Here is a 16,417-nt window from a genome sequence, read left to right on the forward strand (position 1 = left end):
CCAAGGGTTGCCACGACATGGGTGACGTGAAGAACGCAATGATCCAGGCGCGCGCCGCCGGCGTCTGTGCCCAGCAGGCGGAACACCCCGGGCTGGTCGCCCTGACGTTCGGCCTCAAGTCGCTGATCACCTACTGGTCCAACCGGAGCGGTGAAGCCCTCCACTACGCCCGTCAGGGAGCAGCCGAGTGCCCGAACCTGCGCGGCACGGTGGCCGTGTGGCTGGCCGGCCTCGAAGCCCGCGCGGCCGCCCTCATGGGCGACGAGGAGGCCACCCGCGCGGCCCTGCGACGCGCGCACGAGCTGAGGGAGCAGGTGGAGTTCGACGACCTCGACCGCATCGGTGGGCTCCTCACCTTCCCCGAGAAGAAGCACCTGTACTACGTCGTCGAGTCCGAAGTGCTGCTCGGCAACGGTGACGCCCAGATAGCGGCCCTGGCAGACAAGGCCGTCCGCGGGTTCAGCGACAAGGAAGCCCCGGACTGGGCCTTCGGGGACCTGGCCGGCGCTCAGTGCAACCTCGCCCTCGCACGCCTGTACAGCGGCGAAGTCGATGGAGCGGCTGAAGCCATCCGCCCGGTACTCGACCTCGCACCTGCCCACCGCAACCGCGGCATCGTCGTCTCGGCGGACCGGGTAGGCGCCGCTCTCCTGCAAGGCCCCGCAAGCGGTGCCTCGGCTGCGCGAGACTTGCGTGCGGAAATCGAGGCGTACGGTTCCAGCAGGCCGGCCCTTCAACGATGACGCCCCGGTAAAGTCCCCTGGCATGTACCCGGTCAGCCGCCGCAGCCAGCGCCTGGAGCTCCGCGAACTCACCCTCGACGACGTCGACGCCGTCCTCGCGATCTACGGCAGTCCAGAGGCCACCGAACACCTGAGCTTCGAACCGCGCTCACGCCCAGACGTCGAACGCATCGTCCTCCACTCGGTCACCTCGGCCACCGCCACACCCCGCAGCGAGTACGCACTCGCCGTCATCGAACGCGACAGCAACAACCTGATCGGGTACGGCCGCCTCGCCACCGACCCTCACCAGACCAACGCCGCCACCTTCGGCTTCGCCCTGCGCCCCGACACCTGGGGCGTCGGCCACGGCACCGAAACCGTCCACCTGCTCCTCAGCCTCGGCTTCGAAGACCTGGGCCTGCACCGCATCTGGGGCGCCCGCTCCCCACACAACACCGCATCGGCCAAGACCATGCTGAAAGCCGGCATGACCGAAGAAGGTCGCATCCGCGAACACATCAAAAAGAACGGACAGTGGCGCGACTCGATCGTCCACGCCATCCTGGACCGCGAATGGCGCGCACGGACAACCGTGCCGGCGCCGTGACCAGCCCCCGCGAAGCGGCATCCCGCCAGATCCTCCACGCCGCCGCGGCCCAAGCGGGACTCGACAGCACCGGCACCACCGTCATCCGGCTCGCCGAGAACGACCTGTGGCGCCTGCCGAACCGGGTGGTCGCCCGCATCGCACGGCCCGGCCAGCACCAGGCCGCCGCGAAAGAGATCGCGGTCACCCGCTGGCTCGCCACCCACCGGTTCCCTGCCGTCCGACCCCTGCCGATACCCCAGCCCCTCCAGGCCGGCGGCCGGGCCGTGACCTTCTGGGAAGAACTTCCCGAGCACCGCCACGGCACGATCCCGCAAGTCGCCCACCTTCTCCGCCAGCTTCACCGGCTGCCCTATGCGGCGCTGCCGCTCGCCCCGCTCGACCCGTTCGTCAGGATCAACGAACGCCTGACCGCCGCCACGTGGTGCGCGGACGACGACCGCGCGTGGCTGCTCAACCGCCTCGCCGAGCTGGAGGCCGCCTGGGCCCAGCTGCCGGCCGGGCTGCCCCACTGCGTGATCCACGCCGACGCGTGGACCGGCAACGTCGCCGCCACCGCGACCGGCCCCTACCTCCTGGACTTCGAGCGCACCGCGCTCGGCCCGCCCGAATGGGACCTGACCTCCACCGCCGTCCTCACCGACACCTTCAGCATCCTCCCCGCACGCGAGTACGAGGCGTTCTGCGAGGCGTATGGGCAGGACGTGACCGTGTGGAGCGGCTACTCGCCCATGCGCGACATCCGCGAGCTCCGCCTGGCCACCTTCGCCCTCCAGGCCGCCGGCGATGACCCCGACGCGCGCACCGAAGCCCAGTACCGCATCAACTGCATCCGCGGTCGGCAAGGCCCCCGTCCGTGGCGGTGGACGGAACTGCACTAACACGTGACCATCTGCCGCGCTCGCATCGGAGACGCTTCATGACCACCATCACCCTGCTCTACCCCGGCTCCATGGGGGCTGCCGTCGGCCAGCAGGCCGTCCTCGCCGGACACCACGTCCTGTGGGTCCCCGCCGGCCGCAGCGCGGCCACGCATCAGCGAGCGGACAAGGCGGGGCTCACGGCTGCGCCCTCGCTGGCTGCGGCCCTGGAGCAGAGCGAAGCGGTCATCTCCGTCTGCCCGCCGCAGGCCGCCGACGAGGTCGCCGCCCAAGTGGGGGCCCTTGGCTTTCCCGGCCTGTACGTCGACGCCAACGCCATCACCCCGCGGCGCATCGACGACATCGCGAAGATGCTGCACAGCCGTGTGCTGGACGGCGCGATCATCGGCCCGCCACCCGGCGGCCAGAAGACCGCCCGCCTGTACCTGGCCGGCGACCCGCACGGCTGCGAGGTGATCGAGGCCGTCTTCAAGGGCACCGCCGTCGACGTCCGCCGTGCCGGCGAGACCCTGGGTGCGGCCTCGGCGCTGAAGATGGCCTTCGCCAGCTTCCAGAAGTCCGCCCGCACCCTCGCCGCCGTCGCACACGCCCTCGCCGACACCCACGGCGTCGCGGACCTGCTCACCGAGGAAGCCGCAAGGATGCCCTCGGCGATCCTCTCCGACCGCGAATACCTGCCCAGCGTGGCCGCCCGTGCATGACGCTGGCGTGAGGAGATGGGTGATATCGCTGAGACCCTGGAACAGGCAGGCCTGCCGGCCGACATCGCCAACGCCACAGCCACGGTCATGGGCCGGTGGGACGCCGACAAGGACCAATACGACCTTCCGCTGGACGAGGTGCTCGCCCACCTCCACGACGCCTAGCCTCCCCTGGCATGTACCCGGTCAGCCGCCGCAGCCAGCGCCTGGAGCTCCGCGAACTCACCCTCGACGACGTCGACGCCGTCCTCGCGATCTACGGCAGTCCAGAGGCCACCGAACACCTGAGCTTCGAACCGCGCTCACGCCCAGACGTCGAACGCATCGTCCTCCACTCGGTCACCTCGGCCACCGCCACACCCCGCAGCGAGTACGCACTCGCCGTCATCGAACGCGACAGCAACAACCTGATCGGGTACGGCCGCCTCGCCACCGCCCCCCATCAGACCAACGCCGCTCGATCGCGGTCTCCAGCAACCTCCACCCCTCCGGATTCGACGAGATCATGCCCAAGACCCTCGCCACCGCCACGGTCGACCGGCTCATGCACCACGCTCACATCGTCGTCACCCAGGGTGACAGCTACCGGCTCACCCAGGCCACCAGTGGCCAGGGGGTGAAGCCCTTCAGCTGACCCCACCGACCCCAGGGCGGGGAGCTATCTGGCCGCCAACGGGGAAGGCTCCACGGCCGCCAGCGGGGCGAACTCCTGGCCGCCTACGGGGAGATCAAAAAGGCCACTGACAGAAAGGCTCAACCTCCCACATCATCGAACGCCACGATGACTCTCCGAGATCGCTCCCCAAGATCTGCGCCAGAACCGAGAACCGACAGCACCTGTTCACGAGTTTGGGCAGCACTCGAAGCTCTGCCGAAATCGATAACGGTTCATGGCTTCAGGCAGCGCGGGCCCCAGCCGAGTTGGCAGGGGCCCGTGGAGATCCGAGGAGAGCCGCGATCTGCCCTCGATGAGCGGTGCCCTGGCCGGCACTGCCTACTGTTTGGTGCCGGTCTGCCGGCCCGGCTCTACTTCAGGTGCCGGGCGAAGAAGCGGGCCCCGGCGTCGAGTTCGTACTGCGGGACTCCGGTGTGCCCGCCCATGTTGGCGTGCAGGGTCTTCTCCTTGGACCCGAAGGCGTCGAAGAGGTCCAGGGCTGCCTGCCGGGGGTTCCCCTCGTCGTCCCACTGCAGCAGGACGTGCAGCGGGATGGTGACCTGCCGGGCCTCCTCGAAGATGGCGGCGGGCACGAGACTCCCGGCGAAGAGACCGGCGGCCGCTATGCGCGGCTCGGCCACCGCCAACCGGACGCCGATGGAGATGATTCCCCCCTCGTACCCGACCGGGCCGCCGATCTCGGGCAGCGCAAGGAGGTCGTCGAGTGCTGCCTGCCATTCCGGGACGGCTTTCTCGACCAGCGGGAGGATCAGGGCGTCGATGATCTCGCCGCTGACCGGCTCGCCGGCCTCCATCACCCGGCGCAGGTCGGCGCGGGCCTGTTCGGCGGCGGCCCAACGCGGACGGTCACCGCTCCCGGGGAGCTCGATGGTGGCCGAGGCGAAGCCGTACTCCGCCGCGTAGTACCGGGCCCGCCCCGCCAGCCGGGGGTACATCTTGCTCAGTCCGAGCGGCGGGGGGCAGATCAGGATCAGCGGCGCCGGTGCGGACGCGGAGGCGGACGCGGGCGTCCACAGGATGCCGGGGATCTCACCGAGAGTGAACTCGCGCTCGACGACGTCGTCGTCGAAACGCTGCTCAGAAGTGAAGTACATGGTCGTGCCTTTCGGGAGTGCTCACAGATGGCGCTCCCGGACGACGACCTATCGCCCGACCGTGACCCCGGAGGGGAGCACCCATGTCGATACTGCGTTCACGGGCACCACCTCCTCTTCCTCTTGCACGGCCTCCGGAAAGGTAGCAGTGGTCGCCATGGTCCACCAACCGGGTTGTTACGCGACCGCTACAAGGAGCGCAACACCGTCGAGCGGGCGATCAACCGCCCGAAACAGGCCCGGGCCGTCGCCACTCGCTACGACAAACGCGGCTACGTCTTCCTCGGCACCGCCACCATCGCCGCCCTCACCATCCGGCTCCGCACGTGATCACCCGGACAAGTCCTGGGTGACGCAGACCGGCGAGGAACAGCTCGTGATGTACGCGGACAAGTTCCACACGAAGACCACTCCCCCGGCCTTCCTCTCCTCCGACGCCTACGCCACGCACGTGGGCCGGTTCGGTACGAGAGGGTCGACGCGTTCCACGCCCTGCGCGGCCGGTTCGGCGAGCCGGATCTCGCGTCGCTCAGGGCGCGGTACGGACACGCTGCCGCGCCGCCGCCGCGAGCTCGGGAAACCACCGGGTGAGGACGCCCGCTTCCAGGGCGAGGGCGGCGTAGAGGACCAGGGTCGCCCACCAGGCGGAGGCCGTCCCGGGGATGTCGAAGAGCAGGGAGCCTACCAGCCAGTGGAGGAGCCCGGCGCCGGCGCCGGCCAGGAGTGCGGTCGGCACGGCGAGGCGGACGATGCCGCGGAAGGATCCCGCGGTGCCGCCCACGGCAGCCGCGTAGCAGAGGCCGACGAGGAGGGCGGCGGCCGGCTCCCCCGGGGTGAAGTGGCGGTCGCGCAGGCAGACAGCAGCCGCCACCACAACACCGACGAGGAGGATCAGACCGCACACCAGCGCCCACAGACGTCTGCCCAGGCGCACGTATCCCCCGGCGACGGCCAACGCGCCGCCGATCACGACGAGGACGTGACCGGGGAACGAGAACCACACGCCAGAGCCCGCCGCGACCGCCACCCACGTGAGCGCGGTCGCGGCGAGGGCCGCCCATGGGGTCAGGAACGCGAGGAGCAGCGGCAGCCACAGCAGGGGCCGGGCGAAGTTCATGAGGCCGCGCACGGTACGGGCCCCGCCGCCGTCGCCCGAGGGTTGCAGCGCCTGCCAGGCGACGAGTCCGAGGCGCAGTGCCGCGCGGCGGGGGTCGGGCCGGGGCAGGAGGGCGGCGATCGGCTGGGCCCCGATGTCCCTGAGCGGCCCGAGGTCCCGCGCGTCGATGGCCGCGGGCTCGGGACGCGGCCGCTGGGCGTACTCGTCGATCTGCTGGTCGGACGGGGGTCCGTCGTGTCCGGCGAGTTGCAGGCCGTCGACCAACGGCAGTTCCTCGGCCAGGATGTGCTGCTGGATCCTGCGGGTGAGCAGGGCCCGCACCGGGTCCCAGGGGTTCCCCGTGCCGGAGGGGCCGGCCGACTCGCCGAGTGTCTCCTCGAGTGCGGCGGCGTCGGGGGTGCCGTACCGCGCCTTCAGACGGTCGTCGGTCGCCACGACGTTCACGAGGGAGACGGCGGTGTCGAGGCGGCCCCAGGTCCAGTCGTTCAGCCGCCAGCGGGAGCTGAGGAAGGAGGCGAAGTTGCTCAGTTGATTGCCGCCGAGTTTCGCGTCGACCAGGCCCTGGTCGGGGTCCGGGAAGGCGAGGTCCGAGGCCCAGCTGGAGTTGGCTGCCGAGATCGTGTGGAAGCGGATGGGGGTGGGTTCGCCCAGGGGGTCGGGGCGCAGCGGGCCGATGAGGACCTCCGCGGCGAGGAGCGTTTCCACGAATGCGTCGGGCCCGGTGCGGGCGGCGTCGTGCAGTGTTTCGAAGCCCGGGACCGGTTCGGTCAGGCCGACTCCGAGGAGCCGGCCCAGGTGGGCGAGGCGCCGCCACAGCGGTAGGTAGGGGTCACTGGGCCAGTCCGTGCCGACGGCCGCGGCGTCGGAGGTGGCGGACATCGCGGCGACCAGTTCGTCCGGCCAGGTCCGCCAGGCCTCGCCGGCACCGGGCTCGGGCGCGGGTGTCCCGGTCATGAGCTGTTGGAGCCGGTCGGTGGCCTCACGGATCCGGTCGACGGGGGCCGTCACGCCGGTGCCGTCGGTGTCGGCGAAGCGCCGCAGCACGAGCCGGTCGCGTGCCGCGACGAGTACCGCGATCGCCAGCCTGCAGTCGTACAGAGCCATGCGGTCGTCGGGGCTCACGGTCATGCCCGCGTCCTCCGCCGCTCTGATCCAGTCGAAGAGCAGCCGGACGGCCCGGGCGAGCGGCAGCGGCGAACGCCCCCTGATGCGCAGGTCGGTGAGCGAGATGACGCCGTCGGGGAGGGCGAGCTCGTGCGAGCCGGCGCGGAGCGCGGTGAGCACGGCCGGGGAACCGTCGCCGCCCAGCGGCGAGGGGCCGGGCGGCAGGGGCAGCGGGTCGGGGCCGGTGACCTCGGCGGGGTCCTCGAGCAGCCGGGCGAAGCGGTCGGCCTCGGCGGTGCCGGCCAGCTCGCGGTAGCGCGCGATGCGGTCCGGCGTCGCCGCCGTCAGCCTCCAGTCGCCCTCCGGGAGGGCGGCCGCCGGCGCCTGCCGCAGTGCGGCGGCGGTCTGACTGACGCGGAGTTCGACCGCGTCGTCCCACAGGGATTCCGCCCCCGCCTTGATCGCCGACGTCTTCAGGGCGACCTTGAGCAGACGCGTCATCCGGCGCCTGGAGGGGGGCGACTCGGTGTCGTGAGCCGCGGGCGGTACGGGCTGGAGGTAGAGCAGCCAGCGGTCCACCGGCGCGCTCGCCGGTGCTCCGGCGATGGCCCGGATGGCCCAGGCGACGGGGATGTTGTCCAGCAGACCGCCGTCGATGAGTTCGAGGCGCCCGTCGGAGGCGTCTCCGCAGTCGACCTCGCTGCTGACGCCGCTCATGTCGACGATTCCCGGCGTCGCCGTGCCGGGTCCGACGAAGGGCTGTGCCGGCTCGAACGCCCCGGGGAACGACGAGCTCGTCCGGGCCGCGTAGGCGAGGCGGCGCACCTCGTCCTCGGGGGGCCACCGCGCCCCCGGCATGCCGAAGTCGGTGAGGGCCGTGCCGGGCCGGTGGCGGAAGCGGAAGAAGGCGCGGGCGCGGCCGACCTCCATCGGCGGGCCGAGCGTGGGGCGCACCCAGTCCGGCCGAGGCGTGATCCGAGTGGTCGGGAGGATGAGCCGTACGGGTCCGCCGGGATGCTCGGGCCGGGGTTGCTTGCTGAGCTCGCTCAGCAGGCTGCCGGCGAGCCGGTCGTAGAAGACCTCGTCGCCGCGCAGGAGCGAGTCGGGCACCCGCGTGCGCGGATGGCGGGTCAGGGACTCGAGGTCGCCCACTTGCAGCCACAGTTTGCGGATGTTGTCGCCGAACTTCATGCCGTAGACGAGGTGGCAGGCGAGCAGTACGCCGTTGAGCCCGCCGGCGCTGGTCCCGGCGAGGACGTCGACGGTGACCTTGTCGTAGCCGGCGACCTCCAGGAGCTCGGCGTACGGACTGCGGGCTTCCTGGGTGGCCTGGGCGCCTGCCCGGGTGCCCTGGGCGCCCGCCGACGCCCGTAGCTCGGCGATCTCCTGGCAGGCGCCGCCCATCCAGACCGCGAGGCTCACCCCGCCGCGCATCGCGACCGCGAAGCGGAGCTCCCCGGCCAGCGGGGAGCCCGATTCCGCGGGACGTGGTTCGTCCATGCCTCCAGGGTGGGAGTGGGGGCCCGCCCCCGCATCCGGAAGCGGGCCCGGGAACAGATCCGGCGTCCAGGGCCGCCCCGGCTGCGACGCCGCCACCCCCAACGCCATCGTCAGCGCATACCCCGCATCCCCCACCGACCGCGGCACATACCGACCCTCGATATCGCCTTCCAGCAGCAACCGGCGCGCCTGGCTACTCCTCCACCCCAACCAACTGGACCTCCTGGCCATCATCGGCATCACCGGGATAATCCCGCCAAGCCCTCCCTTCTCGTAGGCGGCCTGGAACGCACCAGGCCGCCGGCGTAAGAGCCACAGCCCCGGCGGTGGTTGAGATGTGTGACCAAAACCAACGTGCCCGCCGAGGGCGTGACCTGCTGCGTCCCCGTCTGAAGGCGATCCGCTCTCCGTGGCGGTCCTTGCCCGCGGGTCGGACAGCGGTACTCGTCCTGGCCATGCTGCGGCACGACCAGCGTCTCCTCGTTTGGCCGGCGGCAACAGAGTGCCCGAGTCCACCCTGCGGCACTGGCGGACGAGATGATCAACCTGCTCGCCGCGAGAGCTCCGTGCCTGAACCGGGCGCTTTGCAAGGTTGCCCGCGAGCGAGGGGAGGTCGTGCTGATCGACGGCACCCGGATCCCCGTCCAGCGCCGCACCGGGAAGCCGAACCGGCCCAACCACTCCGGCAAGCACCACCGCCACGGCCTGCACCTCCTCGCCCTGGCCGGCGAGAAGGGCAACCTGATCTGGGTCTCGGCCGCCCGGCCGGGCCGCACCCATGACGCCACCACCGCCCGCATCGACAAGATCGTCGAACACCTGAAGGCAGCCGGCCTCGGCGCGCTCGCCGACCTGGGCTTCATCGGTGTGGACAAACCCGACGACCCCGACGACCTGGTCATCGTCTCCGGCTACAAGGCCACCCGCGCCCGCAAACTCACCCCCGGCCAGAAGCAGGCCAACACTTGCCGGCTGGCGGACACGCCCCGTCGAACACGGCTTCGTCCACCTGAAAGCCTGGCGGATCCTCACCAAGCTCCGCACCGACCCCGCCCGCGCGACCGCTCTCCTGCACGCCCCACTCGTCCTGACCAGCCTCGAAGTCCGCCAATAACGGGCGACCAAGACGAAAACCCCAGTTCAGAGGCATCATAGCGGGATCCGCAGGGCCGATAGAGTGGGTTGATCATTCCGAGTGAAAGGCCATGGCGCTCACGGTGACCGAGTCCCACCCCCACACCCTGTTCTCCTTCGGCACGCTACTGGACCAGCATGTCCAGAATGCGCTCTTCGGGCGCACCGTACCGACCACTGCGGCATCCCTGGCCGGTTACACGACTCGGCCCCTCACCATCACCGATGAGTCCGTGATCGCCACCAGCGGCCGGGACGTGCACCTGACCCTGGAGCGCAAGCTCGGCGGCACGGTCGAGGGTGCCATCCTGCGCCTGAGCGACCAGGAACTGGCCGCCGCCGACGAGTACGAGGTAGCCGACTACGCCCGGCGGCGAGTGCTCCTCTCCTCGGGGGAGACCGCCTGGGCCTACCTGGACGCGAGGCCGCTGCGCTCGGCGGCACGCATCGTGATCGTCGGCGACAGCATCGCCTACGGGCGTTGCGACCCCCAGGGTGGTTGGGCCACGCAGCTGGCGGTAGCCCACATCGGAGCGAACGAGACCGAGCACCGCGTCTTCAACCTCGCCATCCCCGGCAGCACCCTGGCGGATGTCAGCGAGCAGACCCCCGCGCTCCTGCCTCCCCGACACCCCGACACGCTCGTCGTGGCCGCCGGCATCAACGACTCCGCTGTGCCGCTCGCCGCGTCGGACACCCACCAGGACGGGCTGGCACGCACCGCGGGCCACCTCGACTCACTGGCCGCGACAGCCCGGCGACACAACGCGCGCATGGTCGTCCTCGGACCGCTCTGGCTCGATGAGACACGCACCGGTGACTTCGAGGGCCTCCGCTTCACCACGGCGCGGGCACTCGCACTGCGTGCGGCCCTGCAGACCTGGTGCGCGGACAACCACATCGACTACCTCGACATGTGGGAGCCGCTTCGTGACCAACCCCACCTGCTGGTCGACGGCCTGCACCCCAACTCGGAAGGACACAAGGAGCTCTACCGGTACCTGAGTACCCTCTGCTGAACACGGAGGAACTGGAGGAGCTGCCTCTGCCGGTCCCGTCAGACGGTCAAGGCAGCGGACTCCCGTCCACGACCAGCGCGTTCGAAGATGGCGAAGGCTCACTGAACGAGCCTGCGCAACCCGGGAACCATGCCCCCACGACTCGCCCCGCCCCTGGGCCTGCAGTTCCCCGTCGGCAACGGCGCCAGGAGCGCCCAGGGCACGGGCAACGTCGCGGCAACGTGCGCGCTGGAGACCGGCTGGCCGCTGGTTGCGCTGCGTCGACTGCCCCGGGCAGCCCGCTGGGCGTCTCCGAGGGCCGTGGCGCAACCGGTAACGCTGCCGGTCAGATCCATCCCGCTGTGTGCCCGCTCATCCATGCTTCCACCGCGTTGTGGTCCGTCGATTCGGTGTGCGGGTCCATCGCGTGCGGCTGGATCCAGCCCAGCTCGGAGCACAGGTGAGGTTCCCGGTTCTCCGGGGTGCCGGTCCAGGTTCTCGTGTGGAAGTACCAGCCGACGACGGGGGTACCGTCATCGCTGATCTTGTTCAGCACGTGCGCGGTGCGCAGGTCCTGGACCCGTACGTGGAGGCCGAGTTCTTCTCCGGCTTCACGGGCGGCCGCTTCGACGAGCAGCTCGCCGTGGTCGACGCGTCCGCCGGGGAGCGACCACATGCCGTCGGCGAAACCGGTGCTCTCGCGGCGCATGAACAGCACGGCGCCGTCGTCGTTCTGGATGATCAGTCCGGCGAAGACGACTGCGGGGCGCTTGGGCTGGGACACGTGACGGTTCTCCCTGGGGTCGGTCTACGACCGCCCGACCGTACCGGTCAGGGGCCGGGCCGCGCCGGAGGCCGGCCCAGGGGTACCCGTCGGCGGTCAGAAGACCGGCAGGCGGCCGGCGCGGGTCAGCCGGGCGACGGTGCGCCAGCTCATCGGCGAGCGCATCCCCGCGTCTTCGCGCAGGCCCTCACGGGACCCGTCGAGCGTGGCGCACCAGGCGTCGCGGCCGCGTACGCTCCCGGCGGTGAGCAGTGCCGGATGCCGAAATTGAGAGGGATGAGCCCGGCAGGGACGCTGGGTTGACGTTCTGTGGCGAATGGCTATGTCAGTTCCTGGCCGCCGTTGGTCTCGGTCGGGCGGCGAGCCAGTCGCGGTAGTGCGTGGGAGCGATGTGCGCGCCGTCTGCCGCAGGGAGGGCTTTGCCGGACGCGGCGGCGAAAGGGCCGGCATCGGCGTCGGTGACGATGGTGCGGCCGTCGCCACGGGCTGCGAGGGTGATCCTGGCGAGTTCGTCCAGGGGAAACGCGTCGGGACCGGCGACGTCGCGAACACCATGGAGGGGGGGCGTCGGTGGCGAAGCCGACGACGGCGCGCGCGGCGTCGGCGGCGGCTATGGGCTGTAGCAGCGTAGGGGGCAGCCGAACGGTGTCGCCCTGGGCAGTCCAGGACATGATCTCGTCGATGTACTCGAAGAACTGGCCGGAGCGGACGATGGAGCAGGGGATGCCTCCGGACGTGAACAGCTCCTCCTGGAGGACCTTGGCCCGGTAGTAGCCAAGGCCGGGCACCCGGTCCACGCCGACGATGGACAGCAGGACGGCGTGCTGGACACCGGCCGCCTCGGCCGCGGTAGCGGGGAGGCAGCGCCGCGGGGGGCGGAAGCGGGCACCGACGCGCAAGGCCGCCACCGGCAAACCGGCCGCGGGCAAGAAGACCACCGCGAAGACCCGGCCCACACACGCGAGCAAAGGCCGCGGCCGCGGGCGGCAGGCCAGCGGGAAGAAAAAAGCGGCCAGGCCGCGCTCATGTCCCACAACAAGACGTCTTCCACCAGCGGCCACATCTCCTTCACCGCCAACCGCGATGGTGTCCTCGTCCCGTTCCAGGGACCTGCGGGAGGGCATAGGGCGCGTCTCTTCGATCACGCGGCGTCAGGGCCCTAACGTGGGTACCGGGGATCGCTACGACTTCCCGGAGAGCACCCATGAAGATCCACCTCACCAGCGTCTTCGTCGACGACCAGGAGAAGGCTCTGCGCTTCTACACCGACATGCTGGGCTTCGTGAAGAAACACGACATCCCCGCGGGCGCGGACCGATGGCTGACCGTGGTCTCGCCGGAGGAGCCCGACGGGACCGAACTGCTGCTGGAACCCTCCGGCCACCCCGCGGTGCAGCCGTACAAGACGGCGCTGGTCAAGGACGGCATCCCGGCCGCCTCCTTCGCCGTGGACGACGTACGAGCGGAGTTCGACCGGTTGCGCGGGCTCGGGGTGCACTTCACGCAGGAGCCGGTGGAGGCGGACTCGGTCACCACTGCGGTTCTGGACGACACCTGCGGCAACCTGATTCAGATCATGCACGGCGGGTAGGTGCCGGACCCAGCAGCCGCCCCGTGCTGCTGGGCCGCGCTACGAGCTCGTTCGTAGACGCTGACGTGGCGCTCGGACAGCTCTCAGTCGGCCGAGTTCCTGCACAAGAGTTCTGTCCCGCGGCTGCACGATCCGCTCAAGCACTGGTGCCCAGCCCGGGCGCAGAAAGCAGTCGCCCACTCCGGCGACTGCCATGCTTGCCCACCTCGCCGGAGGATGACGTTCACCACCCGGGCAAGAGCCCCTGGTACGAGTGAGTAGTTGACGCCGCTGTCCACGTCGAGGCCGGGCAGGCAGAGGAGGCGCATCAGCTCCAGGTCAGGGCCGACGGGTCCGGGGCGCGTCGGGATCCCTAGCCGGTCGACGGCCAGGCTGCCGTAGCTGTTCCTGGTCTCCCTCAGCGACACTCGGGCGAGATGCGGGAAGTGCCCGTGCTCCGGGCTGCCGGCCGCCAACGCCCGAACCAGCGAATCGCGGTCGAGGCCAGAATCCTGCGTATCGTCAAGAGCCACCGGATTCCGGGACAGCCATGCCTGTGCCATGACGAGTCTGAAGCCCGGTGTCATTCTGGGCCACACCAACTCAGCGCGATCGCGGCTGACTGCCTGGGGCCGCTCCAAGGCAAACATGCCTGGGTCTTCTGTCACCCCCAGCCCCTTTCCGAGGTCCGGACGGCCCCGATCTGACCGGTTTCAGCACGTCAGTCCGCGCGGCGCTGCCTGACGTGGCAGCGTCGGTGCAACGACTATGCCGACCTACCCGCTCAACATTCGATGAGATCACTCAGCCTTTACTGCGGCAGAACGCACTCGCGTCCACTTGGCGTCGAGCCGGCGCCGGAAGGTGCCCTGCGGATCCAGCGCACCGTTGCCCCGGGCATCGTCATCCACGCGCTCGCGCACGCCGGCCACCGGCCGCACCGCGCGCGAGTGAACTGCCGCCCGAGTCCGATATGTGCTCACCACCACCGGCGCCCGCGCCACCATCGAAACGCCCATGCGCCGCCGCAAACAAGCCCTCACAACTCTCGATGACCTCCCCGCGTCCTTCCCCGGCCCTCCGCGCCCTGCACGACATCGCCCTCGCCGCCACCGCGAGGACCTCATGGTCCCCGGCCGGCGACGGGTCCTGCTGGCCTCACCGCGCGGCTGGTGCGCGGGCGTGGACCGTGCCGTGATCGCCGCGGCACGGATTCACCGGCGCAGGCCCGGTGCCGCCGACCAGTCCACACACGGCAGCACAGCGACGTGCCAGCCGGCCGCCCTTAACCCGGCGGCAACGCGGCCCAGACACGCCGCCGCCCGGCCGAGGCGGACCGGCAGACAGAACGTCGTTGCGCCCCATGATGATCACCGCGGCGCCGAGGGCACGCCCGACAACGCGCGCACCTGATGGCGCAACTGCCCGGGCGTGGCCCCGCCCGGCCCAGCACCCGCAGCTCGACCGCTTCGACCCGTCATATCGACGATGCCCCGTGCCAGTTGTGCCCCCGGCGCACCCCCACCGACCGCGCACCCCACGCCGACGGCCAGCGAGTCGCCCCGCAGCACCAACGACATCACCTCCCCCACGGCGGGTCCGTAACGCCCGTCGGGCGAAGGGACGCGCAATGTGTGGACGGCAGGCGGACGGCCCATCAGCGCGGCCAGGTACCACCGCACGGCACGGGCCGCTATCCGCCGGGCTGAACACCACCGGTTCCTCGGCCCGACGAACCGCCACACGCCCGGCCCCCAGGCAGCCGGGCCGTGTGCCGGTCGCCCCGGAATCCTCCAGGGGCAGGCAGAGTGGCCCGCGGTCACGGGACCCACCGGCCCCCGAGACACGGTGCGGCTCCCCCCGCCCCCGTCCAACGCCACCGGCCTGAGGCGCGCCATGGGAGCAGCCGGCCACCATGGCTTGACGGACACGGGGCCACAGGCCCCCTGGGGGACCGGCCTCAGACCACACGGAAGGGGAACCGGCAGGAGAGACCGTGGTCCATCCCGGATCACCGGCCGATCTGTAGCTTCTCACTTCTCTTCCCTGCCTTTGAAGAACCATCCGAACGGTTGCCCGTGCTCAGCGGTCAGCCTGTGCGCTGGGCGCCGCTTTCGGTGCAGGGGGGCTGAGCGTGGTAGTCGGCGGTGTAGTCCCGGCTCATGTTGTCCTCCAGCGCGGTCAAGGCTGTGGGTTTGATCTGGATGACGCCGCTGAAAGGACGTTCGACGTCGCGGATGGCCAGCAGGACGCAGGTGAGGAGGGCCGTCAGGACGACGAAGGTGGCGGTGACCGTGAGGCTCTTGGCGGCGGGCAGGCACAGGCCCAGGACGACGACGAGGACGGCGAGGGTGGCCAGGAGCAGCCAGTAGACCGGGCCGGGAATGGCGGGCGTCGATTCCGCCACCCGCGTCTGGCGCGCCTGGTCCCGGTCCTCGTCGGCGGAGATGAGCTGGCTGAACGGGGCGTTTTTTGCATCCATGCCTTGGAGCGTGGTGTGGAAATCGCTGCTCCAGGCATCGGGGGTGGGCGATCCGTGCCCGTCGGCCATGGCCGGCCACTCCGCGGAGCGCACTGCGCGCACGTAGCAGGCGATATCGCCCTGCAGTCGCTGCCGGGGTGCGGCGGGGGCGAAGTCGGCGGTCTTGTACATGTGGTCGAGAACCTGGGCCTCCTGGCGCACGGCTTCTTCGGCCTTGTCGTTGGATCCCGATGCCATGACCAGGACGTAGGCCAGCACGAAGACAGTCAGTGCCTGCAGGGGCAGGACGAAGTCGCGGACGGTCAGGGTGGGGGTCTCCAGCGCCGCCAGTTGCTTGCTCAGCAGTCGTCGGCCAGCGATACCGGCGGCCAAGGCGCACACCACAACAACGATCGTGATCAACAAGGGAAGACCCACTCCTCACGCACATTGCTCGGCCATGACGTCCGCGTATGGCGCCTCGTCGGCATGATCTCTTGCCGCCGGAGCGACCTGTCCGGAGGACATGGGTGACAGAGGTTGATCACACCGGGGGCGTAAGAGGATCACCGGTTCGCGGCCGCGGCGGGCCCGTTCGGCGTACGTGAACAGTGCCGCAGCCACATGGCCCCTGAGGAGACCCCAGCGTTGCCGCCGCGTTGCCGCCGCCTTGCCCGCTGACGCCGCCCCGGCCGTGCTCAAGGCGTGCGGGCAGGGCGTGCGGTCAGCGAGCGCTGCGGATGTTCCGGTCGCGTTCGGCGCCTTCGGACATGAGCGTGGTCTCCTCGATGCGGCGGAAGCGGCCGTCGGGGGCGAACTCCTGCTTCGAGTACGCTTCGGAGCCCACAACGGAAAGCTTGCTCTGCACACGCCAATATGGACGGATGACGAATCCGGCGGACACGAGATCGCCGACGCCCTCGGCCGGCTCCTGCGCCGCAGCACCCGCGCCGGTCTGTACGCCCACCTGACCGACGGCCTGGGCGAGGGGGTCGACGAACTCACCTACCCCCTTCTCAGCGGCCTGGCGCGGACCGGCCCGTCCGGCGCCGCCGACCTCGGCCG

The 16,417-nt window shown here is 70.7% G+C and carries 10 protein-coding genes and 8 pseudogenes; 12 read left to right on the forward strand and 6 right to left on the reverse strand.

What is annotated here, in order from left to right:
• From AB0K09_RS17155 to AB0K09_RS17185, 7 genes and pseudogenes are all read left to right on the forward strand, one after another.
• Positions 1 to 743, forward strand: a pseudogene (locus AB0K09_RS17155) (hypothetical protein); the annotation flags it as partial.
• 22 nt (positions 744 to 765) lie between these two features.
• Positions 766 to 1,332, forward strand: coding sequence for a GNAT family protein (locus AB0K09_RS17160; RefSeq protein WP_366066195.1), 567 nt, complete (start codon positions 766 to 768; stop codon positions 1,330 to 1,332).
• Positions 1,299 to 2,213, forward strand: coding sequence for an aminoglycoside phosphotransferase family protein (locus tag AB0K09_RS17165; RefSeq protein WP_366066196.1), 915 nt, complete (start codon positions 1,299 to 1,301; stop codon positions 2,211 to 2,213). The genes AB0K09_RS17160 and AB0K09_RS17165 overlap by 34 nt, the downstream gene beginning before the upstream one ends.
• 38 nt (positions 2,214 to 2,251) lie before the next feature.
• The gene (locus AB0K09_RS17170) at positions 2,252 to 2,914 is read left to right on the forward strand and encodes an NAD(P)-binding domain-containing protein (RefSeq protein ID WP_366066197.1); all 663 of its coding nucleotides are present in this window, start codon (positions 2,252 to 2,254) and stop codon (positions 2,912 to 2,914) included.
• Between the two features lie 12 nt (positions 2,915 to 2,926).
• Positions 2,927 to 3,079: pseudogene (locus AB0K09_RS17175) on the forward strand (phosphogluconate dehydrogenase); the annotation flags it as partial.
• Positions 3,080 to 3,090: 11 nt separating this feature from the next.
• Positions 3,091 to 3,300, forward strand: a pseudogene (locus AB0K09_RS17180) (GNAT family N-acetyltransferase); the annotation flags it as partial.
• Between the two features lie 62 nt (positions 3,301 to 3,362).
• Positions 3,363 to 3,548: pseudogene (locus AB0K09_RS17185) on the forward strand (ATP-binding protein); the annotation flags it as partial.
• 392 nt (positions 3,549 to 3,940) lie between these two features.
• Here the strand turns inward: AB0K09_RS17185 and AB0K09_RS17190 are convergent.
• Positions 3,941 to 4,684 (reverse strand): alpha/beta hydrolase, encoded by a 744-nt coding sequence (locus AB0K09_RS17190; protein ID WP_366066198.1) that lies wholly within the window; start codon positions 4,682 to 4,684, stop codon positions 3,941 to 3,943.
• A gap of 183 nt (positions 4,685 to 4,867) precedes the next feature.
• Between AB0K09_RS17190 and AB0K09_RS17195 the strand changes: the two are divergent.
• Positions 4,868 to 5,014: pseudogene (locus AB0K09_RS17195) on the forward strand (IS5/IS1182 family transposase); the annotation flags it as partial.
• Positions 5,015 to 5,213: 199 nt separating this feature from the next.
• Here the strand turns inward: AB0K09_RS17195 and AB0K09_RS17200 are convergent.
• The gene (locus AB0K09_RS17200; protein ID WP_366066199.1) at positions 5,214 to 8,405 is read right to left on the reverse strand and encodes a DUF3376 domain-containing protein; all 3,192 of its coding nucleotides are present in this window, start codon (positions 8,403 to 8,405) and stop codon (positions 5,214 to 5,216) included.
• A 537-nt stretch (positions 8,406 to 8,942) separates the two neighbouring features.
• Here AB0K09_RS17200 and AB0K09_RS17205 point away from each other — a divergent pair.
• Together AB0K09_RS17205 and AB0K09_RS17210 are read left to right on the forward strand one after the other, a co-directional pair.
• Positions 8,943 to 9,560, forward strand: coding sequence for a transposase family protein (locus tag AB0K09_RS17205; protein WP_366066200.1), 618 nt, complete (start codon positions 8,943 to 8,945; stop codon positions 9,558 to 9,560).
• Between the two features lie 50 nt (positions 9,561 to 9,610).
• Positions 9,611 to 10,558, forward strand: a complete 948-nt coding sequence (locus tag AB0K09_RS17210) for a GDSL-type esterase/lipase family protein (RefSeq protein WP_366066201.1) — start codon at positions 9,611 to 9,613, stop codon at positions 10,556 to 10,558.
• Positions 10,559 to 10,883: 325 nt separating this feature from the next.
• Here the strand turns inward: AB0K09_RS17210 and AB0K09_RS17215 are convergent, their stop codons facing one another.
• The gene (locus AB0K09_RS17215; protein WP_366066202.1) at positions 10,884 to 11,321 is read right to left on the reverse strand and encodes an NUDIX domain-containing protein; all 438 of its coding nucleotides are present in this window, start codon (positions 11,319 to 11,321) and stop codon (positions 10,884 to 10,886) included.
• Between the two features lie 325 nt (positions 11,322 to 11,646).
• A pseudogene (locus tag AB0K09_RS17220) lies at positions 11,647 to 12,172 on the reverse strand (LysR family transcriptional regulator); the annotation flags it as partial.
• 353 nt (positions 12,173 to 12,525) lie between these two features.
• Here AB0K09_RS17220 and AB0K09_RS17225 point away from each other — a divergent pair.
• Together AB0K09_RS17225 and AB0K09_RS17230 are read left to right on the forward strand one after the other, a co-directional pair.
• A complete protein-coding gene (locus tag AB0K09_RS17225; RefSeq protein WP_366066203.1) occupies positions 12,526 to 12,912 on the forward strand; it encodes a VOC family protein in 387 nt (128 codons plus the stop codon).
• Between the two features lie 996 nt (positions 12,913 to 13,908).
• Positions 13,909 to 14,094: pseudogene (locus AB0K09_RS17230) on the forward strand (hypothetical protein); the annotation flags it as partial.
• Positions 14,095 to 14,980: 886 nt separating this feature from the next.
• Here the strand turns inward: AB0K09_RS17230 and AB0K09_RS17235 are convergent.
• A complete protein-coding gene (locus AB0K09_RS17235; RefSeq protein ID WP_366066204.1) occupies positions 14,981 to 15,778 on the reverse strand; it encodes a DUF4239 domain-containing protein in 798 nt (265 codons plus the stop codon).
• Positions 15,779 to 16,076: 298 nt separating this feature from the next.
• Positions 16,077 to 16,417, reverse strand: a pseudogene (locus tag AB0K09_RS17240) (hypothetical protein); the annotation flags it as partial.

Origin of the sequence: Streptomyces sp. NPDC049577 (genome assembly GCF_040675635.1) — a bacterium.
In the GTDB taxonomy this organism is placed as follows: Bacteria; Actinomycetota; Actinomycetes; order Streptomycetales; family Streptomycetaceae; genus Streptomyces.